This is a genomic window from Pseudomonas sp. R4-84 (assembly GCF_054130985.1).
Map to the genome: position 1 here is coordinate 1,243,491 of NZ_CP096390.1, position 25,544 is coordinate 1,269,034.

Genomic DNA, 25,544 nt, shown 5'->3' on the forward strand with positions numbered 1-25,544 from the left:
CCGCTCGATTGCGTAGCAATCGCAAGGATAGGGCTACTTCGTAGCCCAGCGGGAGCAAGCTCCCTCGCCACAAAAGCCTATTCGGCTTGAGTCCAGGCCTGGATCAACCGATCTGCTCAGCCCACAAGTCATACTCGTCGGCGTCGGTGACCTTGCACCAGACCTTGTCGCCCGGCTTGAGATTGCTGCCGTTGTCGATGAACACGTTGCCGTCGATTTCCGGAGCATCGAAGAAGCAGCGGCCGACGGCACCTTGTTCGTCGACTTCGTCCACCAGCACTTCGATCTCACGGCCGATGCGCATTTGCAGGCGCGCCGAGCTGATGGCCTGCTGGTGCGCCATGAAGCGCTCCCAACGGTCCTGCTTGACGTCATCCGGCACCACGTCCAGGTTCAGGTCGTTGGCCGGTGCGCCTTCGACGGGCGAGTACTGGAAGCAGCCGACGCGGTCGAGCTGGGCTTCGGTCAGCCAGTCCAGCAGGTACTGGAAGTCTTCTTCGGTTTCGCCCGGGAAGCCGACGATGAAGGTCGAGCGGATGATCAGCTCGGGGCAGATTTCACGCCAGTTCTTGATGCGCGCCAGGGTCTTGTCTTCGAAAGCCGGGCGTTTCATGGCCTTGAGGACTTTCGGGCTGGCGTGCTGGAACGGGATGTCCAGGTACGGCAGGATCTTGCCGGCGGCCATCAGCGGGATCAGCTCGTCAACGTGCGGGTACGGGTAGACGTAATGCAGGCGGACCCAGACACCGAGGGTGCTGAGGGCTTCGCACAGTTCGGTCATGCGGGTTTTCACCGGCGCGCCGTTCCAGAAGCCGGTGCGGTACTTGACGTCGACGCCGTAGGCGCTGGTGTCCTGGGAAATCACCAGCAATTCCTTGACGCCGGCCTTGACCAGGCGCTGGGCTTCGTCGAGCACGTCACCCACCGGACGGCTCACCAGTTTGCCGCGCATCGAGGGGATGATGCAGAAGCTGCAGCTGTGGTTGCAGCCTTCGGAAATCTTCAGGTAGGCGTAGTGACGCGGGGTCAGCTTGATGCCTTGTGGCGGCACCAGGTCGATCAGCGGATTGTGGTCCTGGCGCGGCGGCACGACTTCATGCACGGCGTTGACCACTTGTTCGTACTGCTGCGGCCCGGTCACGGACAGCACGCTCGGGTGCACGTCGCGGATGTTGCCTTCTTCCACGCCCATGCAGCCGGTCACGATGACCTTGCCGTTTTCCTTGATGGCTTCGCCGATCACTTCAAGGGATTCGGCCTTGGCCGAGTCGATGAAGCCACAGGTGTTGACCACCACCACGTCGGCGTCCTGGTAGGTGGACACAACGTCATAACCTTCCATGCGCAGCTGGGTCAGGATGCGCTCGGAGTCGACCAGCGCTTTCGGGCAACCCAGGGATACGAAGCCAACCTTGGGATTGGCTGGCGCGGTAGTGGTGGACATGTCTAACCTCGGTGTAGGGGGATCGTCTCTTGCGGAGACAGGGCGCCTGACGCGCCTCTGATCAAAAAGTGCGCAATTCTATCCGTGGTCGCCGCACTTGACCAGCTTTATACCGGGAAATACGACGAGTGCTGCGCTATGCTTCGCGCCTTTGCCTTCTGGCGAACGCTGCAGTCAACAGAACGTCTGTAACAAAGCGTAAAACCGCCCATGCTGCGTCACAAGAGCGTACGGCTTCTTTCAAGAAGGCAGGTCTGGAAATCAGGAGTGTTGGATGGGTCATGCAGGTAGTCAGGCGGCGGGCGCCGAGCACTCGGCGGCCAAACCGCTGAGCATGCTGGTCGCGGCGGTCGGGGTGGTTTATGGCGACATTGGCACGAGCCCGCTGTACACCCTTAAAGAAGTGTTTTCCGGTGGTTATGGCGTGCCCGTCAACCATGACGGGGTGCTGGGGATCCTGTCGCTGATTTTCTGGTCGCTGATTTGGGTCGTGTCCATCAAGTACATGATGTTCGTCCTTCGCGCGGACAACCAGGGCGAAGGCGGAATCATGGCCTTGACTGCCCTGGCGCGGCGCGCGGCGGCCGGCAGGGCGCGGCTGCGTACGTTGTTGGTGATCTGCGGCTTGATCGGTGCGGCGCTGTTCTATGGCGACAGCATGATCACCCCGGCGATCTCGGTATTGTCGGCGGTCGAAGGCCTGGGCCTCGCATTCGAAGGCATCGATCACTGGGTGGTGCCGTTATCGGTGGTGGTGCTGGTGGCGTTGTTCCTGATCCAGCGCCACGGCACCGCGCGCATTGGCATCCTCTTTGGACCGATCATGGTGACCTGGTTCCTCGTCCTCGGCGCCTTGGGCGTGTATGGCATCAGCCAGCACCCGGAAGTATTGAACGCAGTGAACCCGGCCTGGGCCGTGCGTTTCTTTGTCGTCCACCCGGGCATGGGCGTAGCGATCCTTGGCGCGGTGGTGCTGGCGCTGACCGGGGCCGAAGCGCTGTATGCCGACATGGGCCACTTCGGCCGTAAACCCATCGCCCGTGCCTGGTTCATCCTCGTGCTGCCGGGCCTGATGCTCAACTATTTCGGCCAGGGCGCCTTGCTGCTCGGTGATCCTGAAGCGGCGCGCAACCCGTTCTATCTGCTGGCGCCGAGCTGGGCATTGCTGCCCTTGGTGGGCCTGGCGACGCTGGCGACGGTGATTGCCTCGCAAGCGGTGATCTCCGGCGCGTTCTCGCTGACGCGCCAGGCAATCCAGCTCGGCTACATCCCGCGCATGTACATCCAGCACACCTCCAGCGCCGAACAGGGCCAGATCTACATCGGCGCGGTGAACTGGTCTTTGATGGTCGGCGTGGTCTTGCTGGTGCTGGGCTTCGAGTCGTCCGGAGCGCTGGCATCGGCCTACGGCGTGGCGGTGACCGGTACGATGTTGATGACCACGATCCTGGTCTCCGCCGTGATCCTGTTGCTATGGAAATGGCCGCCGCTGCTGGCGGTGCCGGTGCTGTTCGGTTTCTTGCTGGTAGATGGGCTGTACTTCGCCGCCAACGTGCCGAAAATCATCCAGGGCGGCGCATTCCCGGTCATAGCCGGCATTGCCTTGTTCGTATTGATGACCACCTGGAAACGCGGCAAGCAGCTGTTGGTGGAGCGGCTGGACGAAGGGGCGTTGCCGCTGCCGGTCTTCATCAGCAGCATCCGCGTGCAGCCGCCGCACCGGGTCCAGGGCACGGCGGTGTTCCTGACGGCGCGCTCGGATGCGGTGCCCCATGCGCTATTGCACAATCTGCTGCACAACCAGGTGCTGCATGAGCAGGTGGTGTTGCTGACAGTGGTCTACGAAGACATTCCCCGCGTGCCGCCACAACGGCGTTTCGAGGTCGATGCCTATGGCGAGGGCTTCTTCCGGGTGATCCTGCATTTCGGTTTTACCGACGAGCCGGACGTGCCCGAGGCGCTCAAGCTCTGTCATTTGGACGACCTGGATTTCAGTCCGATGCGCACCACCTACTTTCTCAGTCGCGAGACTGTTATCGCCTCCAAGCTGGAGGGCATGGCGCGTTGGCGTGAGTCGTTGTTTGCTTTCATGTTGAAAAATGCCAACGGCAACCTGCGCTTTTTCAATCTGCCGTTGAATCGGGTGATTGAATTGGGGACGCAGGTGGAGATGTAGCACCGGGAAACAAAAAGCCCCCACTGCCTTGCGGCGGTGGGGGCTTTTTTGTGGGAGCCTCTTGGGCATTTGGTCGGTTGGTCTTTCCTTACCTTGATTTGCGTCTAATATGACGTAATATTTTACAGTTAAAGATGTGTTTTAAAGTATGCGGAATCAGGTGGAAGGAGGTGGGGTATGGCAGCACTACTGGAGCGGGCGGATCAAGCGATATCCGTTACGGCAATGGTCAGGGGGTTCAGCGCGAAGCTCAAGGAAGTATCGAGTCGTGCAACCGAAAGGCTGGTGATCTTCAAGGACAATGAACCCGCAGCGGTGATCATCAACGTCGACGCTTATCAGGAAATGCTCGATGAGCTGGAAAATCTTCGCGTCGAGGCGACGGCTCGTGAGCGCTTGATCAATTTCGATCGGGCCAAGGCCGTCAGTCATAAGGATATGCGGGCGCGGTATGCCAAAAACGACTGAAGGGGCGGTGAATGGCTTGGAACGTTGTTTACCATCCGGAGGTTCAAGACGATCTGGATCAGTTGGGTGCTGCGGCTGCGAACCGTATCCTTGATGTCATCGAAGAGCGGATCATCAATGGCGAGCCGGACAAGATCGGCAAGCCGCTCAGAGCCAGCCTGGCCGGGTGCCGAAGGATCCGAACGGGTGATACCCGCATTGTTTACAGGGTCGACGGAAAAGCGATTCAGGTGCTGATAGTCGCCGTTGGCGCGCGGCGAGATAAAGAAGTATACGACGCGGCAGAACGTCGCCGTTAACAAAAGCCCCCAAGTGCCTTGCGGCGGTGGGGGCTTTTGTCTGGCTTGCCCCCGCTTATTGCACGGCAGGCTTGGTTTGGCGCTTGTCGATCTCGCCGATCAGGCGCTTGGCCAGGGCCGGGTAGTTTTCATCGAAGTGGTGGCCGCCCGGCAACTTGATGACTTCGCCCACGGCAGTCTTGTCGGTGCAGCCGCTTTCGTTGGCCTCTTCGGCGCCGTAGATGCACACCACTTTTTCGGCGGGCAGCTTGGCCATCTCCGGGCCGGTGGCGGCTTCGGTGCCGGCGTTGCCGAGCCAGCCCTCGACTTCGATTTCGAAGCTGCCGGTGCGAGCGAAGGCGAGCAGGATGATTGCATCGACCCGCTGTTGCTCTGTCGCCGGTAGACGGTTGTAGATCGCCGGCAGCACATCGGCGCCGAAGGAGTAGCCGGTCAGGATGAAGCGCTTGGTGCCCCAGATCTGGCGGTAGTGCTGCATCAGCTCGGTCAGGTCGGCGGCGCTCTGTTCGGGGCTCTTGTGCTGCCAGTAGTAACGCAGGGTGTCGATGCCGACGACCGGGTAGCCGACCTTGGCCATTTCATCGGCCACGTCGCGGTCCAGGTCACGCCAGCCACCGTCGCCAGAGAGAAACAGCGTCACGGTATCCCGGGCCTGGCTGGCGGGCACCTCCACCACCGGGATGCTCAGGCCGCCCTTGCCCTTTTCGGCACCTACCAGGATCTTGCGCAGCTCATTGTTCAGCACTTGCGGCAGGTTGATGTCGTAGTCGCTGATGCTGGTTTCGGCATTGTATTGATCACGAACGAACCCGGCGCTGGTGTCGTCGGGGTTATCGTTCCAGGCGACCAGCCAGTGACCGTGTGCGGCGCTCTTGGGCAGCAGGTGCGTGCAGCCAGGTTTTTCCAGGGCCAGGTCCACCGAGACGGCCCGGGCATTGTCGTCCTTCTGCTCGGCCAACCAGCGCCAGGCCAGCACGGCGCCGGGGCCGATGCCGCTGACCAGCGTGGCCGGGCCGTGGAGTTGTCTCAGGCCGGCCTGTAGAGCACGGCCTTGCAACATGCAGTCCTTGGGCAGGATCACTTGGACGATCTGTGCCGAGCCGCTGCGGCTGAGGGTCGTCAACTGGGTGTCGCTGAGCTTTTGGTCCTCATTCACGGCCACCAGTACCTGGGCGCGGGGCTTGGTGCCGGGGATGACGCGCGTCATTGGCACGCCGTCGGCGGGTTCCAGTTGTTCCAGGGTCGGTTGCGGGGCAGGGCGGTTCCAATACCAGTAGCCGCCACCGAGAATCACAGCCAGCACCAGCAGGGCGGCCACTACGTATCGCCACGAGCGTTGCATCATCAGCGTTTCACCAATCCAGTCAGGCCGCCTGCAATCAGGGCGGCGGTATCAGCCAGTGCAACCAGCGGATCGAGTCCGGCGGGCACGGCCATGTAACGAGGTTCCCAGTCAGGCTGGAATTTGTCTTTGAAGCGGCGCAGCCCCTGGAAATTGTAAAGCTGCTCGCCACGGCGAAACACCATCGACCCCAGGCGCTGGGTCAGCGGTGCGCCGCGCCGCGGCTGCAAGCCCGACAAAGGGACCATGCCGAGACTGAAGCGAGCGTAGCCATGGTTTTTGTAATGTTGAATCAGGCCGACCATCATGAATTCCATGGTCAGCTTCGGCGCGTCGGGGTGGGCACGCATCAGGTCGAGGCTGGCCAATTCGTGGTTGTGGGTTTCCAGCAGGTTGGCGAATGCCACCGGCCGGCCTTCGAAACGAATCACCGCGATGCGGAAATGCTTGAGGTAGTCATCGCTGAATCGTCCGAGGGAGAAGCCTTTTTCCCGGACGTTCTTGCCGGTCAGCCAGGCGTCGGAGATGACTTTCAGTGCGTCCATGGGCGCCTGGCCCGGCTCGTGGATTTCCAGCGACAGGCCATCGCGGGTGCCGCGATTCCAGGTGTAGCGCAGGTCCTTCATCTCTTTGCCCTTGGCTTCGAGATCGAAACGTTTGAGGTCGACTCGCGCCTCTTCGCCCAGCTTGATCGCGGTCAGGCCGATGTCCATGTAGTAAGGCAGGTTCTCGGCGCGTACCTGGTAGAACACTGGCCGGGCGTGATAGATGTCGCAAAGGTCACGGAACTGCCAGATCATTTCCGCCCGTTGCTGGGTCGGCCCGATCGGGTCGTACAGCGCGACAAGGCTGCGGCCGCGACGGGCGTACATCAAAAATGCCTCGTCGTTGGGGTGAAACAGCAGCGCCTTGTCGCCGGTCAGGGCCAAGCCGCCGTCGGGTTGAGACGACGCCATGAGAATGGTCTTGGCGCGTTCCAGCTCTTGTGCCGTAGGCAAGTGAATCACCGGCCGCGCGGTGCGCAGCAACCAGGTCAGCGACACCACCACCAGCAGCACCGCGGCACCGAGCAATGAGCGCAGGCCGCGGGGAGCGTCGGCATCCAGGGTGAATTGCCACCACAGTTGATGGCTGTAGGGCACGTCCTGATAGGCGAACAGCAACAGCCAGATCGACGCCCCCAGGACGCACAGGCTAGCGATCAAGAACAACGGCGAAAACGGCAACTCGGTCAGGCGACTCGGCCTGTAGAACGAACGCCGGAAGATCGACAGCAGGGCAGCAGTCAAGGTCAGCAGCGTGGCTTCTTCCCAATCAAAGCCCTTGAGCAGCGAGAGCAGGGCACCTACCAGCAATAACACGGTGGTGAGCATCCAGGCGGCGGACAGGCGACGGCGCAAGCCTTGGGCCAGCAACAGGCACAGCACGCCAATCAGGCTGGCGCCAAAGTGCGAGGCATCCACCAGTCGGTGAGGAATCAGAAAGCCGATGTGCTCCAGGCGGGTATCGATTTCGGGTGTCACCCCGGAAAACAGCAGCACCACGCCCGACAAAAACACCAGCACGGCCAGGATCGGTGCCGCGAAACCTGACGCCGCCCGCAAGGACTGGCGTGTCTGGAAGAGTCGTTGCGCCTCATTGATCAACAGCAGCACGCACGCTACCAGCATCGGCAGCAGCACGTAGATCAAGCGATACAGCAGCAAGGCGGCGGCCAGCGGCGCGGCACCCAGCTTGTCGGCAAACGCGGCCAGCAGGATCGCCTCGAACACCCCGACCCCGCCCGGCACGTGGCTGAGTACACCGGCGGCCAGCGCGAGCGAGTACACCAGCAGGAATGGACCGAACGGGGGCGCTTCGGGCAGCAACAGATAGAGCACCGTCGCGGCAGCTGCGACGTCCAGCGCGGTAATCACCAATTGCAGGAGCGTCAGGCGTCGGCCGGGCAGCCGCAAGGTCCGGCGACCGGCCCTGACCAGCAGGCTGTCGCGGTAGGGTTGGTCCGGCAGGCGACGGCGATAGATACCCACCGCCAGCACGCCAGTCAGCAGCAGCACCGCGACGGCGATCGATCCCAGCAACGTGGCTGGAAGATGCAAGGCGGCGGATGCCGCAGGCAGATTGCTCAGTGTCGCCAGGGCGGCCAAGGGCGGCAGGGCGCAGCCCAGCGACAGGCTGGCGAACAACGTCATATGGGCGACATCCGTCGCCCCCAGGCCATGGCGAGCATACAGGCGATAACGAACCGAGCCGCCCGACAGCAGCGACAGGCCGATGGCGTTGCCAATGGCGAAAGCGCTGAAGCCCCCTAGCACCAGGGTTTGCGGCGGCAGCTTCACCCCCGCGTAGCGGGTGGCGGACCACTCATAGCCCAGCAGAATGACAAAACCGGCCACGGTCGCGGCGATCGCGCCGAGCAGGGCCGGCCTCGGCACCTCGAGGATCGAGTCGTGAAGGGCGTAAAGGTCGAGCTCGCTCAACAGATGGCGGCAGGCGATCAAGGCAATTGCAAACAGGAGCAGCGTGACAGCGAGGCCGATCGGTTGCCGGTACTGGCTGATCCGCTCCATCCAGCGCAATCGCTCGGCCTTGATCGGTTGTGTCGCAGAAACAGTGTCTTGTGGGTCAGACGAGTGGGCGCGCATCAATCACCTCTTGAGCTATGCGCGACAGGATGGGGGTATCCAGCCAAGTTACCAATCCCTGCGGTGGAAAATATTACAAAATATTTGTCATGGAGTTTTTTCGACACGCACAAAAAAGGCCACTCTTTCGAGTAGCCTTTCTTGATGTTTGGTTGCGGGAGCCGGATTTGAACCGACGACCTTCGGGTTATGAGCCCGACGAGCTACCAGACTGCTCCATCCCGCGTCTGTGTGGCGGCATTCTACAGGCGAACGCCAGAGTGTCAACCGTTAATAAGGGGCTGGGTGAAATAAACGACGAGTTCACCTAAATACACGAAAACAAAAGAAAATTGTCCTACAACCATCAGCAAGGGCTTAGGTTGATAGAAGCGCCATGGGGCGCAGGCGCATAAATCAGGCGCGCACAAAAAAGGCCACTCTTTCGAGTAGCCTTTCTTGATGTTTGGTTGCGGGAGCCGGATTTGAACCGACGACCTTCGGGTTATGAGCCCGACGAGCTACCAGGCTGCTCCATCCCGCGTCTGTGAGGCGGCATTCTACAGAAGATCGATGGACTGTCAACCCTTATTCAGGAAAAACATGTTCCGCTTCAAGCGGTTAGCCCAGGGGCAGGGCCAGGTTTCGCGCTGTGACGCAAGCCGGGCAAGGGCTGGCGCCCTATTGGCGGGCTCTGGGTGATTGAGGAAATACATCCATGTAGGAATTTTCAAGGTTCAACGAAGGATCTTTCAAAGCACTGGTGCTATATACAGGTTCGAATGAGATACTGGCGCCCCGAATCAATCCGTGTGCCGCTTCTCTCATGACGCAACGCAAAATCATCCACGTCGACTGCGACTGCTTCTATGCCGCTATCGAGATGCGTGATGATCCGCAGCTGGCCGGCAAGCCATTGGCGGTCGGCGGCTCGGCGGACCGGCGCGGCGTAATCGCGACCTGCAACTATGAAGCCCGAGCTTATGGCGTGCGCTCTGCCATGTCTTCCGGCCATGCGCTGAAGCTCTGCCCTGACCTGACCATCGTTAAGCCGAGGATGGACGCCTACCGAGAGGCGTCGAAGGAAATCCACACGATCTTCAGCGATTACACCGATCTGATCGAGCCGCTGTCCCTCGACGAGGCTTACCTGGATGTCTCCGCCAGCGCGCATTTTGGCGGCAGCGCCACGCGTATTGCCCAAGACATTCGCCGGCGTGTCTCCAATCAGCTGCACATCACCGTGTCCGCTGGCGTTGCGCCGAACAAGTTTCTCGCCAAGATCGCCAGTGATTGGAAGAAGCCCAATGGCTTGTTTGTCATCACCCCCGACCAAGTGGAAGATTTCGTCTCGGCATTACCGGTGAATAAACTCCACGGTGTTGGCAAGGTCACCGCCGACAAGTTGAACAGGCTCGGGATCACCGATTGTTCACAGTTGCGTCAGTGGGACAAGCTCGCCCTGGTGCGTGAATTCGGCAGTTTTGGCGAGCGCCTCTGGAGCCTTGCCCGTGGGATCGATGAGCGTCTGGTGCACAACGACAGCCGTCGTCAGTCCATCAGCGTGGAAAACACCTACGACGTTGATCTGCCCGATTTGAAAAGCTGCCTGGACAAGTTGCCGGAGCTGATGGAAACCCTCAGCGGGCGCATGGCGCGGATCGACAGCAGTTACCGCCCGGGCAAGCCATTCGTCAAAGTCAAATTCCATGATTTCACCCAGACCACCCTGGAGCAGTCCGGGGCCGGGCGGGATCTGGGCAGTTACCAGCTTTTGTTGACCCAGGCCTTCAACCGTGGCGGCAAACCGGTGCGGTTGTTGGGGATCGGGGTACGGTTGGAGGATTTGCGGGGAGGGTATGAACAGTTGGAGCTGTTTGATCGGTAAGCGCTCGTTGTGGTGAGGGATAATCCCCTCACCACAGGGGAAGCATCCCTCGTTCAGCCAGGTTCAATTCGCCCCTGGGTCCGCCACCAACCGTCCGCCATCCTTGGTCAACGCCTTCAGGAACTCGGTCTGCAGTTCCGGATCGTTGCGGGTCAGTTCGATCAGGCTTTGCTCCAGCTCACTGGCTTCTTCTTCAAGGCCCAGTTCCGACAGGCGTTTGACCCGGTGAACCCACTGGCTCACTTCGTCATCTTCCAGGTCGTCGTAGATCAATGCGTGGGCTTCGACCAATTTGCTGCGCAGGGTGCTGCTGATGCTCAGCGACGAGTCGGTATGCACCTCGTCCTGGGCATCCGTCACGCTGATCTGCAATTTGCCGAACTGGCTCAGGTCATGTTCGGCGAACGGGCTTTCCAGCAGGTTCAAGCGCAGCACCCCGTTGCGGTCGGTGCTCATCTCGAATGTCTGGCGAGCGGCCTTCACCTGTACCGGGCGTTCGCTCCAGGGCAGGCTCGAGTGCTCGGTGCGCTTGTCGCGCTGGATTTCGTCGATACCGGCCAGGTTTTGTTGCGCTCGACCGTTGGACGGTACGTTCATGAATGGGTTCAGGCCGGCGAAACCGTAGCTGATCCAGTCACGGGTCGCGGTGTCAGGCAAGGTGCCCAGGGCGAACACATTGACCACGTTCGCGCCGACACCGGCCACCACCGCCACCGCGCCCAGCGGGATCTCATAGACCTCGCGCCATGGCTGGTAGGGCGTGTAGCGATCGTAGTGCCGGGTGACTTCGAATTCAGTGACCTCGAAAGTCTTTTGCTCGTTGATCCGAACCCGACGCTGCGGCAAGTCGAGCACCTTGGGCTCGCCCACATCGATTTGCAGACTATGGTCGAGCAGCTTGCGCTCGATCCGTTCTTCGTGCTCGTTGCGTTGCGACATCTGGTTGGCGCAGCCGCTGACCAGCAGGGCGCCGCACAGTGCGGCGCCCCCGAGGCCTAAGGTGTTTCGCTTGAACATGACGTCTCTATCTGGTCTCAGCGGCGGATACGAGCCTGGAGGAAGGACAGCACTTCGGCGACCGGTAGCGCTTGCGGCTCGGCCTCGGTGCGGCTCTTGTATTCCAGGTTGCCTTCGGCCAGGCCGCGATCACTGACTACGATCCGGTGCGGGATACCGATCAGTTCCATGTCGGCGAACTTGATACCGGGGCTGGTTTTCTTGTCGCGGTCGTCCAGCAGCACCTCGAAGCCAGCGGCCGTCAATTCGGCGTAGAGCTTGTCGGTCGCTTCGCGAACCTGTTCGGTTTCATAGCGCAGCGGCACCAGCGCGACCTGGAAGGGCGCCAGTGTGTCGCTCCAGATGATCCCGTTCTCGTCGTTGTTCTGCTCGATGGCAGCGGCCACCACGCGCGATACACCGATGCCGTAGCAGCCCATCTGCAGGGTGACCGGCTTGCCGTTGTCGCCCAGCACCTCGCATTTCATCGCCTTGCTGTACTTGTCGCCCAGCTGGAAGATGTGTCCGACTTCGATACCGCGCTTGATTTCCAGAGTGCCCTTGCCGTCCGGGCTTGGATCGCCGGCCACCACGTTGCGCAGGTCCGCGACGGCTGGAACCGGCAGGTCGCGCTCCCAGTTCACGCCGAAATAATGCTTGTCGTCGATGTTGGCGCCGATGGCGAAATCGCTCATCAGCTCCACCGAGCGATCAATGATGATCGGCAGCGGCAGGTTCAGCGGGCCGAGGGAGCCGGCGCCGGCGCCGATGGCGTCGCGCAGCTCGGCGTCGGTGGCCATGACCAATGGGCTTGCGACGCCAGGCTGGTTGGCCGCCTTGATTTCATTGAGCTCGTGATCGCCGCGGACGATCAGGGCGATCAGCTTGCCTTCTTCTTCCGCGCGCACGATCAGGGTCTTGATGGTGCGTTCGATCGGCAGGTTGTAGCCTTCCACCAACTGGGCGATGGTCTTGGTGTTGGGTGTATCCACCAGGCGCAATTCTTCGGTCGGCGCGGCGCGGGACGTTTCCCGTGGCACGGCTTCGGCTTTCTCGATGTTCGCGGCGTAGTCGGAGCCGTTGCTGAAGACGATGTCGTCTTCGCCGGACTCGGCCAGTACGTGGAATTCATGGGAGCCGGCACCGCCAATGGAGCCGTTGTCGGCTTCAACCGGGCGGTATTTCAGGCCCAGGCGGGTGAACACGTTGCAGTACGCCTGGTGCATGCGGTCGTAAGTAACCTGCAGCGACGCCAGGTCGGCGTGGAACGAGTAGGCGTCCTTCATGATGAACTCGCGACCGCGCATCAGGCCGAAGCGCGGACGGATCTCGTCACGGAACTTGGTCTGGATCTGATACAGGTTGATGGGCAGCTGCTTGTAGCTGCTCAACTCGTTGCGCATCAGGTCGGTGATCACTTCTTCGTGGGTCGGGCCTGCGCAGAAGTCGCGACCGTGACGGTCCTTGATGCGCAGCAGCTCGGGGCCGTACTCCTCCCAGCGTCCCGACTCCTGCCACAGCTCGGCCGGTTGGGTGCTCGGCATCAACACTTCCAGAGAGCCGGCGGCGTCCATTTCTTCACGGACGATGGCTTCGACCTTGCGCATGACCCGCAGGCCCATCGGCAGCCAGGTGTACAGGCCGGAGGCGAGTTTGCGGATCATGCCGGCACGCAGCATCAGCTGGTGGCTGATCACGACGGCGTCGGAAGGCGTTTCTTTCTGTGTGGCGAGCAAAAATTGACTGGTGCGCATGGTTGGCCGTTGTCGGTTGCTGATGACGAGAAGTGACGCAGCATTGTACGGGCGAGATGCCCTGGCGTACAGGCGCGTGGCCTGTTGCCGGATCCAGGCGCCGCTTTCTTCGGCGCCTGCTGAGCTTTCCTACGATTCTTGGGCCTACGACTCTTGGGCGGGCCGGGTCGGCGTCGATTTCGACTCCGGCTCTGACTCCGTTCCGTGCGTCGAGTCCTGGCGGCGATTTTCCTGGTACCAGTGGAGCGCGATCAGCAGCAAGGTTGGAACGCCGAGCAGGGCGGTGATCAGGAAGAAATCGTGATAGCCGAACTTTTCCACCATGACCCCGGAATACCCACCGATCAGGCGCGGCAGCAAGAGCATGATCGAGCTGAGCAGGGCGTACTGGGTTGCGGAGAATTTCAGGTTGGTCAGGCTGGACAGGTACGCGACGAATGCCGAGGTCGCCAGGCCGGAGCTGAAATTGTCCAGGGAGATGGTGACAATCAGCATCTCCAGGTCGGCGCCCATCCCCGTGAGCATCAAGAACAGGATATTGGTGGCCGCCGAGGACACGCCGCCAATGAACAGGATCGGCAAGATGCCGAATCGCACGATGAGCAGGCCGCCCATGCCGGCGCCCACCAGCGTCATGATCAGCCCGAATATCTTGCTGACGCTGGCGATCTGGTCCTTGGTAAATCCTTGGTCGATGTAGAACACGTTGGCCATGACGCCCATGACCGTGTCGGACATCCGGTATGTGGCGATCAGGCCGAGCAGCAGCAGCGCCTGCCAGCGGTAGCGCAGGATGAAGTCGTTGACGGGGGTGAGCACCGGCGCCAGGCCGCGACGGCCCATCGACGACAGGCACATGACAGTCAGGAGGGTATAGAGGATGGCGCGCAGGAACGCCCGGTCCTCGAGCAGCAGGTCGAGCAGGCTGACGCCCTCGAACAGCACGCTGGCGAAGTCGGTGTTATAGAGTTGGGTGAACATGGCCGGGACCGACACCAGGAGCACGATCAGGACGAACACCGATGCGAGCTGATGGACGAAGGTATAGCGCCCGGCCTGCAACTGTGTGCGCAGTGGCACCGGAGGCTCGCGCATGAACAGTGAGGTCAGCAAGGCGGGCACCATCAGCACGCCGAACAACAGGTACGTGCCCGCCCAGGCCGAATGTTTGTAGCTGAACCCGGTGGAGCCGAAGCCCTCGGCGAAAAACAGCGCGCCGGCCGTGGCCAGCAGGGCGGCGACCCGGTAGCCGGACATGTAGCTGGCGGCCAATGCGGCCTGGCGGGTGTCGTCCACGATTTCCAGTCGATAGGCATCGACGGCGATGTCTTGGGTCGCGGAGGCGAAGGCCACTATCACCGCGATTGCGATCAGCCAGGACAGGTGCTTTTGCGGATCGCAGAAACCCATGCCCACCAGGCCCAGGATGACCAGCCCTTGGGATAGCACCAGCCAGGATCGGCGGCGTCCCAGCTTGCCCAGCAGTGGCAGGCGCCATTGGTCCAGCAATGGCGACCAGACCCATTTGAAGGCGTAGGCGAGGCCGATCAGGCTGGCGTAACCGATGGTCTCGCGAGCCACGCCGGCTTCGCGCAACCAGACCGAGAGCGTGGAAAACACCAGCATGTACGGCAAGCCGGCGGCGAAGCCAAGCAGCAACAGCACGAGCGTCGAAGGACTGGCATAGGCGGCGAGGGCGGCGCGCCAGGTTTTACGGGGCATGGGCTGGAGTCTGCCTCAAAAATTGCGAAAACAAAGCGCGCACTCTAACCGCTGTGCTCTACCGGGCGCCAGCCATGGCGCTGAATATCAACACGATTATTCAGGACACTGATCCCCTCCGTGCGCAAGCGCGCGCGTTGTTCGTCCCCTGAGGGGCTTCCCACCGGCAGGCTGATCCGACCGCCGGCACCGAGCACGCGATGCCACGGCAGCTTCGTGTCGCCGGGCAATTGGCTGAGGGTTCGTCCTACCCAGCGCGCGGCGCGGCCCAGCCCGGCCATTTCGGCGAGTTGGCCGTAGGTTACGACTTTGCCGGCAGGCACCTGTGCCAGGGTGAGGTAAAGCGTGGTGCGGCGGATCTGGGCGGCGTTTTCGGTGGCCGAAGAGGCGTCAGTCACAAGCGCGGTTCCTGAAAGTGTCCGTCTGTAGATTAATTCCTACAGGGCGGGTTGATAAATGAACTCATCTTCCATACGTGGGTCAGTCGTTGCTGAGGTGTCATCCTGGGGGATAATGCCGCCTTTTCATCGCAAACTTGAGCCCATTATCGCTTATGTTGTCCAGAACCCTGCTTTGCCTAGCTGTTACGAGCGCCTCCATGCCTTTGCTTGCCGATACCGTCTGGTTGAAGAACGGCGACAAGCTCAGCGGCAAGATCACCGTTTTCGACGGCGGCAAGTTGCTGATCCAGACCGATTATGCCGGCGCGGTCCCTATCGATTGGAAACAGGTCAAGACCCTTGAAAGCGACCAGCAGTTGTTGGTCAAGCAGGACGCTTACAGCGGCGAGAAAGCCAAGGCGTTGCAGGCGGCCGAGGATGGCAAGGTGACCTTGGCCAATGGTGATGTGCCCAAGACCGTCGAGCTGGCGAGCATCCAGCAGATTCTCAAGCCCAAGCCGGTGGTCGAGGATTTGGTGTGGAAGGGCAATATCGACGCCGCACTGGATTACCAGCGGGCGGAAAACGACACCGACGACTACGACATCGACTTCAAGACCTCGGCGCGCCACGGCAGGTGGCGGCACACCGCCGAAGGCGAATACAACCGCGAATTCCAGGACGACATAGTCTCGGCTGATAACTGGCGACTGGAGTACTCCCTCGACCGGTTCATCACCGATAAATGGTTCTGGCAAGGTCGGCTCAACTACAAGCGCGACAAAGTCGAGGACCTGGCCCGCCAGCGTGTCGTGGGTACCGGTCCGGGCTACCAGTTCTGGGACGACGAACTGGGTGCGTTCTCCCTGGGTTCGCTGCTCAACCGCACCGATTACGAGTACAGCGATGGCGGCAAGGACAACTTCTATTCCGTCGCCATGAAATGGGACTACAACCGTTACCTGATCGGCAAACGGGTTGAATTTTTCACCAATGGCGAAGTCGGCAAGCCGCTGTCTGGCGTGGCGGATTATGCCTACGACGCAGAGTTGGGGTTGCGCTATAAAGTGACCGACTGGGCGTCACTCAATCTCAAGGCCGAGAAAGATGTCATCGAAGGGACGGAAGACAGCGACATCAGTAAGACGCGCTACACGGCTGGGTTCGGTGTGACCTGGTAATCCCAGGCTAATCAACGAACCCTCCTGTGGGAGCGAGCTTGCTCGCGATTGCGGTGGGTCAGACAGACCGCTATCGCGAGCAAGCTCGCTCCCACAGTTTTTTTGTGCCTGAAAAATCAACAGACACAAAAAAGCCCCGCTTTTAAGGGCGGGGCTTCTTACTAAAGCAAGTACAAGTTAGATAACTTGAACTTCTTCAGCTTGCATGCCTTTCTGACCGCGGGTAGCGATGAAAGAAACCTGTTGGCCTTCTTTCAGGCTTTTGAAGCCGTCGGATTGGATAGCTTTGAAGTGAACGAACAGATCGTCACCGGATTGTGGAGTGATGAAGCCGAAGCCTTTTTCATCGTTGAACCACTTAACGGTACCGGTTTGGCGATTAGACATGGTGTAACTCCTTGAACAAAGATAACTGCGACTCAGGAAGAACCCTGGCCGAGACTGAGTGCAAAGAGCAGGAAAAATTCTTGTAGATGGTTGGATCGAAATTCAACATATCGTGTAGAGATTCTCAGTGACACAAGCAGCACAGTGACGCCACCTTAACCCTTTTTCCGGAACGTGCCAATGGTCTTTGCGAAGGTTTCTCGGTTTTAATGACTGACGGCGCTGACGGTTGCCGCCAGGGCCCGGAAATCAAGGTGGATCGGCGAGAATTGCGTCCCGCACTTTGAACCCGCCCCGCGCCCCGGTAAGATGCCGGACAGTTTTTTCCACCTCGCTATTTCAGGAAACCCGCCATGAGCATCAAATCGGACAAGTGGATTCGCCGCATGGCGCAAGAGCACGGCATGATCGAGCCCTTCGTAGAGCGCCAGATGCGTGGCGAAGGCGCCGACCGGCTGATTTCCTTCGGTGTTTCCAGCTACGGCTACGATGTGCGCTGCGCCGATGAATTCAAGGTGTTCACCAACATCAACTCGGCCACCGTCGACCCGAAGAACTTCGACGAGAAGAGCTTCGTCGACATCAAGAGCGATGTCTGCATCATTCCGCCGAACTCCTTCGCCCTGGCTCGCACCGTCGAATATTTCCGTATTCCGCGCAACGTGCTGACCATTTGCCTGGGTAAAAGCACCTATGCCCGTTGCGGCATCATCGTCAACGTCACGCCGCTGGAACCGGAATGGGAAGGCCATGTGACCCTGGAGTTTTCCAACACCACGACCCTCCCGGCCAAAATCTACGCCAACGAAGGCGTGGCGCAGATGTTGTTCCTCGAATCCGATGAGGAGTGCGAAGTGTCCTACAAGGACCGGGGTGGCAAATACCAGGGCCAGCGCGGCGTGACACTGCCGCGTACCTGATTCTGACGAGCTGTTGGAATTCCTGGGCGGGCAGGCACTCTATGAAGTGTACTGCCCGTTTTTTTGCGTCAGCCCAATGGGCCTTCGCTCAGGAGTAGCTCTATGAAGATCGATCCGCGAATCAGTGCCGAACTGGCAAGTCTTGAGCCCAATCAGATCGGCGTCCTGGCTTGGTCACTGCTGGCCCACCCTGCTGAAGCGGCAGGCGGCATCCCCGGCCAGCCAGATCCCGATACCCCCAACGAGCAGCCAACCGAACCCGGCGAACCGACACTTCCCGACGAGCCGCCTCCTGCGCCCGTAGCCTGATCACATATGGCCCGTCAGTTGAAGCGAATGCGCTTCAGCTGACGGGCCATATTTCGTTGTCGCCAATCACGAAGATCTTGCAGTCGTTGTCCTGCTCGACCCGATAGCCTCCGGTGAACGCACCGAAGGCCGGCAGAAGGCTGACATCACTACCGAGGCGGAAACACGGAAGCCGAAGCCGTTGCCGGCCTTTGCCTGTCAAGTGATAGACCGGGTGCACATGCCCGGCCAGCACATGTCGGCTTGGGTGCGGCGTGGGTTCGTGTTGCACGGCGAACGGGCCCAGCAGCAGTGGCTCGGGTACGACGCGGATATTCATCGAGGGCGGTGGATCGCCAGCGCTCTTGTCGTGATTGCCACGTATGAGCGTGATGGGAAGTGCTTGATGCCGTTCACGCCAACCGGCGAGAGCGTTCAGTGTGCCGGGGGCATGGGAACCAGGCCCGTGAAGGAAATCCCCAAGGAAAATCAGCAATCGACACGGCACGCTTGCCAGCAGTTGATCCAGCACGGCGATATTGCTCGCCGTCGTGCCGTGGGGCACCGGTTGGCCGAGGCTGCGATAGGCAGCGGCCTTGCCGAAATGTGCGTCGGCCACCATCAGGGTTTCCTGGGCCGGCCAGTACAGGGCTTTGTGCGGCAGCAGCCAGAGTTCTTCACCGGCGAGGTTGATGGGGTAGGGCGCGGGCATCAGACGGTACCTTTATCGGCGGTTCGTTCCAGTTCGCTGACCATCCGGCGGATTCGATCGGCAAGTTTTTCCGAGCTCATGCTTTCGCGGAACCGTTCCACCAATAACGGGAAGCCCAGCGGGGTGGGGCGTTTAATGATGTGCAGGTCCAGCTTCAACGTATCGAGGCGTTCCAAGGTCTGCTCCAGTCGGCGTATATCCAATTCTTCGCGCAGGACCTCCTCGCCGGCCTGGGCCAGCAGCAGGTTATCGGCGTCGTATTGCTTGAACACTTGAAAAAACAGTCCGCTGGAGGCCTGGACTTGCCGTGTGCTCTTCGGCGCGCCGGGATAGCCGGCGAATACCAGCCCGGCGATTCGGGCGATCTCGCGAAAGCGCCGCAGCGCCAGTTCTCCGGCATTCAGGCTGGCGAGCACGTCCACCAGCAGATCATCGGTGCGCAAGAGCCCCGGGTTCAGGTGCGCTGACCAGTCCACTTGGGTGGCGCTGAGCAGTTCCAGTCCGTAGTCGTTGACCGCGATGGAAAATGTCACCGGTTGTCGCTGGCTGACGCGCCAGGCCAGCAGGCTGGCAAGCCCGAGGTGAACCTGGCGCCCGGCGAACGGATAGAGGAACAGGTGCCAGCCCTCCCGGGACTTGAGCGCTTCGGCCAGCAACGTGCCCTGCGTGGGGAGGCCGGACCAGCGCAGTTGCGTCGATAGTAATGGTTGCACGGCGCGCATCTCCGGGCCGTCGAAATGGCCTGCGGCGGCCTCGCTCAGGCGTGCTACGACCGCGGCGGCAAGTTCGCTGGAAAGTGGCATGCGGCCGCCGTTCCAGCGTGGCACGGCAGCTTTTTTCGCCTGGCTGCGCCGCACGTAGGCCGTCATGTCTTCGACCCGGACCAGTTCCAATAACCGCCCGGCGAAGAGAAACCCGTCGCCGGGACGCAGCCGCGCGATAAAACCTTCTTCCACGCTGCCCAAGGTTTTGCCGCCACCGCCCTTGCTCCAGAACTTCAGCTGCAGGCTGGCGTCGCTGACGATGGTGCCGATGCTCATGCGGTGGCGCCGGGCCAGGCGTGCGTCAGGCACGCGCCATACGCCGTGCTCGTCCGGCTCGACCCGTCGATAGTCAGGGTAGGCCGTCAACGAGAGTCCACCGTGGCGCACGAACGCCAGGGCCCATGCCCATTCGGCAGGGTTCAAATCGCGGTAAGCCCAGGCGCCACGGACCTCGTCGAACAGTTCGTCGGGCCTGAAACCGCCGCCCAGGGCCATGCTGACCAAATGCTGGACCAGCACGTCCAGGGGTTTGTGCGGCGATTCCCGGGGCTCGATGCGCCGCTGCGCCACGGCGTCCTGCGCGGCGGCGGACTCGATCAGTTCCAGGCTATGGGTCGGCACGAGTGTGATTCGCGAGGTCCGTCCCGGCGCGTGGCCGGAGCGTCCGGCGCGCTGCATCAGCCGCGCCACACCCTTGGCCGAGCCGATCTGCAACACCCGTTCTACCGGCAGAAAATCCACCCCAAGGTCCAGGCTTGAGGTGCACACCACCGCTTTGAGCTGGCCATCCTTGAGGGCTTGTTCCACCCAATCCCTGGTCTCGCGGGACAACGAGCTGTGATGCAGCGCGATCAGCCCGGCCCAGTCCGGACGTGCCTCGAGGATAGCCTGGTACCAGATTTCCGACTGCGCACGGGTGTTGGTAAAGACCAGGCAGCTGCTGCTGGCGTCGATTTCGGCGACGACCTGGGGCAGCATTTTCAAGCCGATGTGCCCGGCCCAGGGGAAACGTTCAAGGGTCGGCGGCAACAGCGTATCGACCTGTAGGGCCTTGGCGTTGGCACCCTGCACGCTGGCACCATTGCCTTGTGGGATAAGCACCTGTTCGGCGTGGGCCTGGTTACCCAGGGTCGCGGAGACTCCCCACACGATCAGCCCCGGATGCCAGCGCCGCAAGCGGGCCAGGGCCAGTTGCAACTGCACGCCACGCTTGTTGCCGAGCAATTCGTGCCATTCATCCACCACGACCATGCGCAAGGTCGAAACGGCGGTTTGCGCGTCGGCGCGGGCCAGCATCAGGGTCAGGCTTTCCGGGGTGGTGATCAGCGCCGTGGGCAGGCGTCGGCCTTGGCGGGCGCGTTCGTTCGCGCTGGTGTCACCGGTGCGCAGGCCGACGGTCCAGGGGATCTGCAACGGGTCGAGGGGCGCTTGAAGTGCCTTGCCGGTATCAGCGGCCAGCGCGCGCATCGGCGTTATCCACAAGACTGTCAACGGCTCGGCCGCAGGTTTGCGTTTTCGGGGTTTGTCCGGCGGCGGCACGGCGCGGGCGAAACGGTTGAGGGCGGCAAACCACACGGCGTAGGTCTTGCCGGCGCCGGTGCTGGCGTGCAGCAGCCCCGACTCGCCGCGCTTGACCGCGGCCCACACATTTTTTTGAAAAGCGAACGGCTTCCAGCCCCGGGCGTCGAACCACTTTTTTGCGAAGTTGCTGGATGTCGCCATGCGTGCCGTGTGCGCCCTGAAGGTCCTTCTTCAGTGACCACGGCAGGAGATGAAGGTTTATTTGATCGACTGGTCGGGCGCGGACCCCTGTGGGAGCGAGCTTGCTCGCGATAGGGCCAGCTCAGGCAGCATCGATGGCGACTGGTCTATCGCCTTCGCAAGCCAGCTCGCTCCCGCAGGTATTGCTGTGTTTAAGACTCGTTGATTGAACGCCAGCGGGAGCAAGCTCCCTCGCCACGGAGGCGGGGAGTTATTTCAGATTGCCGCTGAGGAACTGCTTGAGTCGCTCGCTCCTGGGGTTGCCCAGCACGTCTTGCGGCGCGCCTTCTTCTTCCACCAGGCCCTGGTGCAGGAACAGCACTTGATTGGAAACCTTGCGGGCGAAGCTCATTTCGTGAGTCACCATGATCATGGTGCGGCCTTCTTCCGCCAGGCCTTGGATCACCTTCAACACTTCTCCCACCAGCTCCGGGTCGAGGGCGGAAGTCGGTTCGTCGAACAGCATGACTTCCGGCTCCATCGCCAAGGCGCGGGCAATCGCCACGCGCTGTTGCTGCCCGCCGGACAGGAACGCCGGGTATTGCTCGGCGACGCGGGCCGGCAGGCCGACCTTGTCGAGATAACGACGGGCGCGCTCGTCGGCTTCCTGCTTGCTGACGCCCAGCACCCGGCGTGGCGCCATGGTGATGTTTTCCAGCACGGTCATGTGGCTCCATAGGTTGAAGTGCTGGAACACCATGGCCAGGCGCGTACGGATGCGTTGCAGCTCGTCGGCATCGGCCACGCGCATGCCGTGATGATCCTTGATCATCTGGATCGACTGGCCGTCCAGGGTCATGGCGCCGTCGTTGGGTTGTTCGAGGAAGTTGATGCAGCGCAAGAAGGTGCTTTTGCCCGAGCCGCTGGCGCCGATCAGGCTGATCACGTCGCCGGTCCTGGCCTTGAGTGAAACCCCTTTGAGCACCTCGTGCTGGCCATAGCTCTTGTGCAGGCCTTCGATGGTCAGTTTGTACATGGAACAGGCATCCTCAAGGCGAAAGTAAGTAGCCGCTGCGGTAGGCTTCGGTTCCGGCGACATGGGCGATGACCATGCCGGCGGTGGCCATGCGGCGCAGCGAGCGGGCATAAAGCAGCCCGGCGTTGCGGCAATGAACGGGCGTGACGGTGTCGTTGACCGGGTCGATGATTTCGGCGATCAGTTGCCCCGCCTCCATGTACTCGCCGGGCAGGGCGTTGTACACCAGCAGCCCGCCAACCGGCGTCGCCACCGGTTCGACGGCCGCCAGCGGCGTGGCCGGGTAGGGCAGGTCGGGCAACGGCACCGGTTCGCCGTCGATGGCGCCGTAGTGGATCAGGTACTCGATCAATGCCTGGCAGTCGAGGCTCGCCAGGCCGTGGTTGACGTCACCCTGGCCGCGCAGTTCGACGGTGACCGAAAAGCTTCCCAGGGGAATCTCGAATCGTTCGCCAAAACGTTCCTTGAGCTGCCACCACAGCAGCGTGAAACACTCATCGAACGACTGGCCGCCCGAGTCGGTGGCCAACAGGCTGGCCTCGGCGCCGATGTAGCGTGCCAGCGGCTCGACCTGCGGCCAGGCTTCGGGGGTGGTGTAGAGGTGGGCCACGGCTTCGAAATCGCAATGCAGGTCGAGCACCATGTCGGCGTCGCAGGCCAGCCGCTGAAGGACCAGGCGCTGGGATTGCAATTGCGTGCTGGCGCTCTGGCGGCTCAGGGCATCGCGCAGGCTGGTGCGGATCAGCATCAGGTTGTGCCGCGGGTCGTCGGTCAGCAAGCCTTCGATTTCATTGCCGATCTCTTCGCTCAGGTCGACGAACCGGCGGTTGAAATTCTGCCCGCTCTCCAACTCATAGCGGCCCAGCGGCACGTCCATCAGCACTTGTTCAAGGCCGATGGGGTTGGCAATAGGCACCAGCACGATCTCGTGTCGCAAATGGCCGGAGGCCTCCAACTCGGCCAGGCGCCGCTTGAGGTGCCAGGCCACGAGCATGCCGGGCAGCTCATCGGCGTGCAGGGACGACTGGATGTAGATTTTGCCATCGGCCTTTTCCGGGCCGAAGTGAAAGCTGTGGATCTTGCGTGCGGTCCCCGGCAGCGGGGCCAGCAGGTCATGTATCTGGTGGCGCATGTGCGTGTATGTCCTGGAACGGAAGCCTTAGTGGGTTGGCCCGAGGAAGGCCAGCCAGCGGCGTTCGGCGAGGCGGAAGAGGCCCACCAGTGCAAACGTTATGGTCAGGTAGATCAAGGCGGCGATCCCGAACGACTGGAACGTCAGGAACGTGGCCGAGTTTGCATCTCGCGCGACCTTCAGCACGTCTGGAACGGTAGCGGTGAACGCCACGGTCGTCGAGTGCAGCATCAGAATCACTTCGTTGCTGTAATACGGCAGCGAACGACGCAGGGCCGACGGCATGATCACGTGGGCGTAGAGTTTCCAGCCGGTCAGGCCGTAAGCCTTGGCCGCCTCGACCTCGCCGTGGTTCATGCTGCGAATGGCCCCGGCGAAAATCTCCGTGGTGTAGGCGCAGGTGTTCAAGGCGAATGCCAGGATCGTGCAGTTCATCGCGTCGCGAAAGAAACTGTCGAGCACGGGTTGCGCGCGCACCGCCTCGAGGCTGTAGATGCCGGTGTAGCAGATCAGCAGCTGAATGTAGAGCGGCGTGCCACGGAACAGGTAGGTGTAGAACTGCACCGGCCAGCGGACGTAGAACCTGGGTGAAACCCGCGCGATGGACAGCGGGATCGATACCACGAAGCCGATCAGCAACGAAGCGCTGAGCAGCCACAGAGTCATCGCCAGGCCCGTGATGTTGACGCCGTCGCTGTAGAGAAACGGTCGCCAGTATTCCTGCAGGAGTTCGATCATCGCACCGCCTCCCGGGCTCCGGCGGCGTAGCGCCGTTCAAGCCAGCGCAGGATGATATTGGACGCGCTGGTGATCATCAGATAGATCAGCGCCGCGAGCACCAGAAAGTAGAACAGCTGGTAGGTGCTCTTGCCCGCGTCCTGGGCCGCCTTGACCAGGTCAGCCAGGCCGATGATCGACACCAGCGCGGTGGCCTTTAGCATCACCATCCAGTTGTTGCCAATGCCCGGCAGGGCAAAGCGCATCATTTGCGGGAACACCACGTAGCGGAAACGCTGGCCACGCTTGAGGCCATAGGCCGTGGCCGCTTCGACCTGCCCGCGCGGCACCGCGAGGATCGCGCCGCGAAAGGTTTCGGTGAAGTACGCGCCATAAATGAAGCCCAGGGTGATGACCCCGGCGCCGAATGGGTTGATCTCGATGTATTCCCATTCCATGAAATCGGTAAAAGACGTCAGCCAGGTTTGCAGGCTGTAGAAGATGAGCAGCATCAGCACCAGGTCGGGTACACCGCGAATCAGCGTGGTGTAGAGCTGGGCTGGAACACGCAGCAATTTGACGCTGGACAGCTTGGCGCTGGCGCCCAGCAGGCCGAGCAGAACGCTTAACAACAGGGACAGGGCAGAGAGCTTGATCGTCATCCAGGTGCCCTGCATCAGCAGCGGGCCAAAGCCCTGCAGGCTGAAGGCCGAGAGCCCCAGATTTTGTAGGAGTTGTTCGAACATGGAAGATTGCCTTGGGCAGAAAAAAAGTGCCCACCCGAAACCGGGTGGGCACTGCGCATTATTTGCCGCTGTACAGATTCAGATCGCCAAAGTGTTTTTTCTGGATTTCGGCGTACTTGCCGTCGTCGTGTAACGCTTTGATACCTTTATCCAAAAGCGCCTTCAGCTCTTTGTTACCTTTCTTGATACCGATAGCGGTCTTGGAGGGCAGCAATTCATTGTCAACAGGCTTGCTGACTTCATAGTCTGCGCCTTTTGGCGACTTCAGGAAGCCCAGCTCAGCCTGGAGCATGTCCTGGATCGCGGCATCGAGGCGGCCGGAGGTCAGGTCGGAATAGACCTGATCCTGGTTCTGGTAGGCCTGGGTCTTGACGCCAGCCTTGTCCAGTACGGTCTTGGCGTAGGTTTCCTGGATGGTGCCTTGCTCGTAGCCAACGGTCTTGCCTTTGAGCGAGGCAACGTCTTCGCTCAGGCCCGAACCTTTCTTGAATACATAAGCCGTTGGGCCGGAGAACAGCTCGTTGGAAAAGTCGATGACTTTTTCGCGGGCCGGGGTCACGGTCATGGATGAGATCACGCCGTCGAATTTATTGGCCTTGAGGCCTGGGATCATGCCGTCGAAATCGCTTTCGACCCATTTGCATTTGACCTTCAGTTCTGCGCAGATCGCATTGCCCAGGTCGATGTCAAAACCCACCAGGTTGCCGTCGGCGGCCTTGGATTCGAACGGGGCGTAGGACGGGTCGACACCAAAACGCAGTTCCTTGTATTCCTTGGCCGTGGCAGCGCCAGCAGCCACGCACAATGCCAGTGCAGAAAGGGTCAGCAGTGCTTTTTTCATTATTGAGTCCCTAAAACCAATTTGAG

General features: G+C 61.2%; 22 protein-coding genes and 2 tRNA genes. 7 read left to right on the forward strand and 17 right to left on the reverse strand.

What is annotated here, in order from left to right; translation table 11 throughout:
- Window positions 1-103: 103 nt before the first annotated feature.
- Window positions 104-1,444 (reverse strand): 30S ribosomal protein S12 methylthiotransferase RimO, encoded by a 1,341-nt coding sequence (gene rimO, locus M1D68_RS05855; RefSeq protein ID WP_420764293.1) that lies wholly within the window; start codon window positions 1,442-1,444, stop codon window positions 104-106.
- Between the two features lie 334 nt (window positions 1,445-1,778).
- On the opposite strand from rimO, the gene M1D68_RS05860 reads away from it, so the two are divergent.
- From M1D68_RS05860 to M1D68_RS05870, 3 genes are all read left to right on the forward strand, one after another.
- Window positions 1,779-3,620, forward strand: a complete 1,842-nt coding sequence (locus M1D68_RS05860; RefSeq protein ID WP_420764452.1) for a potassium transporter Kup — start codon at window positions 1,779-1,781, stop codon at window positions 3,618-3,620.
- A gap of 177 nt (window positions 3,621-3,797) precedes the next feature.
- A complete protein-coding gene (locus tag M1D68_RS05865; protein WP_457969622.1) occupies window positions 3,798-4,088 on the forward strand; it encodes a type II toxin-antitoxin system Phd/YefM family antitoxin in 291 nt (96 codons plus the stop codon).
- An 11-nt stretch (window positions 4,089-4,099) separates the two neighbouring features.
- Window positions 4,100-4,387 carry a type II toxin-antitoxin system RelE family toxin gene (locus M1D68_RS05870; RefSeq protein WP_434562600.1) on the forward strand — a complete coding sequence of 96 codons (288 nt, stop codon included), beginning with the start codon at window positions 4,100-4,102 and terminating at the stop codon, window positions 4,385-4,387.
- A gap of 55 nt (window positions 4,388-4,442) precedes the next feature.
- Here M1D68_RS05870 and M1D68_RS05875 read toward each other — a convergent pair whose 3' ends face one another.
- From M1D68_RS05875 to M1D68_RS05890, 4 genes are all read right to left on the reverse strand, one after another.
- The gene (locus tag M1D68_RS05875; protein WP_457969624.1) at window positions 4,443-5,732 is read right to left on the reverse strand and encodes a virulence factor family protein; all 1,290 of its coding nucleotides are present in this window, start codon (window positions 5,730-5,732) and stop codon (window positions 4,443-4,445) included.
- Complete coding sequence (mprF, locus tag M1D68_RS05880; protein WP_457970689.1) at window positions 5,732-8,299, reverse strand: bifunctional lysylphosphatidylglycerol flippase/synthetase MprF; 2,568 nt, start codon at window positions 8,297-8,299, stop codon at window positions 5,732-5,734. Before mprF ends, M1D68_RS05875 begins: the two co-directional genes overlap by 1 nt.
- 224 nt (window positions 8,300-8,523) lie before the next feature.
- Window positions 8,524-8,600, reverse strand: a tRNA-Met gene (locus M1D68_RS05885).
- Between the two features lie 220 nt (window positions 8,601-8,820).
- Window positions 8,821-8,897 (reverse strand) — tRNA-Met (locus M1D68_RS05890).
- Between the two features lie 282 nt (window positions 8,898-9,179).
- Here M1D68_RS05890 and dinB point away from each other — a divergent pair.
- The gene (dinB, locus tag M1D68_RS05895) at window positions 9,180-10,241 is read left to right on the forward strand and encodes a DNA polymerase IV (RefSeq protein ID WP_420764295.1); all 1,062 of its coding nucleotides are present in this window, start codon (window positions 9,180-9,182) and stop codon (window positions 10,239-10,241) included.
- A 63-nt stretch (window positions 10,242-10,304) separates the two neighbouring features.
- On the opposite strand, the gene M1D68_RS05900 is transcribed toward dinB, so the two are convergent.
- From M1D68_RS05900 to M1D68_RS05915, 4 genes are all read right to left on the reverse strand, one after another.
- Window positions 10,305-11,258, reverse strand: coding sequence for a hypothetical protein (locus M1D68_RS05900; protein WP_457969626.1), 954 nt, complete (start codon window positions 11,256-11,258; stop codon window positions 10,305-10,307).
- A 17-nt stretch (window positions 11,259-11,275) separates the two neighbouring features.
- On the reverse strand, window positions 11,276-12,991 hold the full coding sequence (locus tag M1D68_RS05905) for a proline--tRNA ligase (protein WP_420764297.1): 1,716 nt from the start codon (window positions 12,989-12,991) through the stop codon (window positions 11,276-11,278).
- A 144-nt stretch (window positions 12,992-13,135) separates the two neighbouring features.
- Entirely contained in the window at window positions 13,136-14,713 is a 1,578-nt protein-coding gene (locus M1D68_RS05910; RefSeq protein WP_457969628.1) for an AmpG family muropeptide MFS transporter, read from the reverse strand.
- A gap of 44 nt (window positions 14,714-14,757) precedes the next feature.
- Window positions 14,758-15,111, reverse strand: coding sequence for an MGMT family protein (locus M1D68_RS05915; protein WP_420764299.1), 354 nt, complete (start codon window positions 15,109-15,111; stop codon window positions 14,758-14,760).
- A 155-nt stretch (window positions 15,112-15,266) separates the two neighbouring features.
- Here M1D68_RS05915 and M1D68_RS05920 point away from each other — a divergent pair, with 155 nt between their 5' ends.
- Window positions 15,267-16,274, forward strand: a complete 1,008-nt coding sequence (locus M1D68_RS05920; RefSeq protein ID WP_420764300.1) for a DUF481 domain-containing protein — start codon at window positions 15,267-15,269, stop codon at window positions 16,272-16,274.
- A gap of 177 nt (window positions 16,275-16,451) precedes the next feature.
- Here M1D68_RS05920 and M1D68_RS05925 read toward each other — a convergent pair whose 3' ends face one another.
- Entirely contained in the window at window positions 16,452-16,661 is a 210-nt protein-coding gene (locus M1D68_RS05925; protein WP_002554837.1) for a cold-shock protein, read from the reverse strand.
- A 353-nt stretch (window positions 16,662-17,014) separates the two neighbouring features.
- Here M1D68_RS05925 and dcd point away from each other — a divergent pair, with 353 nt between their 5' ends.
- A complete protein-coding gene (dcd, locus tag M1D68_RS05930; RefSeq protein ID WP_017126297.1) occupies window positions 17,015-17,581 on the forward strand; it encodes a dCTP deaminase in 567 nt (188 codons plus the stop codon).
- 102 nt (window positions 17,582-17,683) lie between these two features.
- Entirely contained in the window at window positions 17,684-17,890 is a 207-nt protein-coding gene (locus M1D68_RS05935; RefSeq protein ID WP_420764301.1) for a hypothetical protein, read from the forward strand.
- A gap of 34 nt (window positions 17,891-17,924) precedes the next feature.
- Here the strand turns inward: M1D68_RS05935 and pdeM are convergent, their stop codons facing one another.
- From pdeM to M1D68_RS05970, 7 genes are all read right to left on the reverse strand, one after another.
- Window positions 17,925-18,581: a ligase-associated DNA damage response endonuclease PdeM gene (gene pdeM, locus M1D68_RS05940; protein WP_420764302.1), complete on the reverse strand. Its 657-nt coding sequence runs from the start codon at window positions 18,579-18,581 to the stop codon at window positions 17,925-17,927.
- Window positions 18,581-21,067 carry a ligase-associated DNA damage response DEXH box helicase gene (locus M1D68_RS05945; protein WP_457969631.1) on the reverse strand — a complete coding sequence of 829 codons (2,487 nt, stop codon included), beginning with the start codon at window positions 21,065-21,067 and terminating at the stop codon, window positions 18,581-18,583. The genes pdeM and M1D68_RS05945 overlap by 1 nt, the downstream gene beginning before the upstream one ends.
- Before the next feature lie 250 nt (window positions 21,068-21,317).
- Window positions 21,318-22,082 (reverse strand): ABC transporter ATP-binding protein, encoded by a 765-nt coding sequence (locus M1D68_RS05950; RefSeq protein WP_420764304.1) that lies wholly within the window; start codon window positions 22,080-22,082, stop codon window positions 21,318-21,320.
- A gap of 13 nt (window positions 22,083-22,095) precedes the next feature.
- The gene (locus M1D68_RS05955) at window positions 22,096-23,214 is read right to left on the reverse strand and encodes a succinylglutamate desuccinylase/aspartoacylase family protein (RefSeq protein ID WP_457969634.1); all 1,119 of its coding nucleotides are present in this window, start codon (window positions 23,212-23,214) and stop codon (window positions 22,096-22,098) included.
- A gap of 27 nt (window positions 23,215-23,241) precedes the next feature.
- Window positions 23,242-23,952, reverse strand: coding sequence for an ABC transporter permease (locus tag M1D68_RS05960; RefSeq protein ID WP_457969636.1), 711 nt, complete (start codon window positions 23,950-23,952; stop codon window positions 23,242-23,244).
- Window positions 23,949-24,677 (reverse strand): ABC transporter permease, encoded by a 729-nt coding sequence (locus tag M1D68_RS05965; protein WP_420764307.1) that lies wholly within the window; start codon window positions 24,675-24,677, stop codon window positions 23,949-23,951. Before M1D68_RS05965 ends, M1D68_RS05960 begins: the two co-directional genes overlap by 4 nt.
- Before the next feature lie 58 nt (window positions 24,678-24,735).
- Complete coding sequence (locus M1D68_RS05970) at window positions 24,736-25,518, reverse strand: transporter substrate-binding domain-containing protein (protein WP_457969638.1); 783 nt, start codon at window positions 25,516-25,518, stop codon at window positions 24,736-24,738.
- Between the last annotated feature and the right edge of the window lie 26 nt (window positions 25,519-25,544).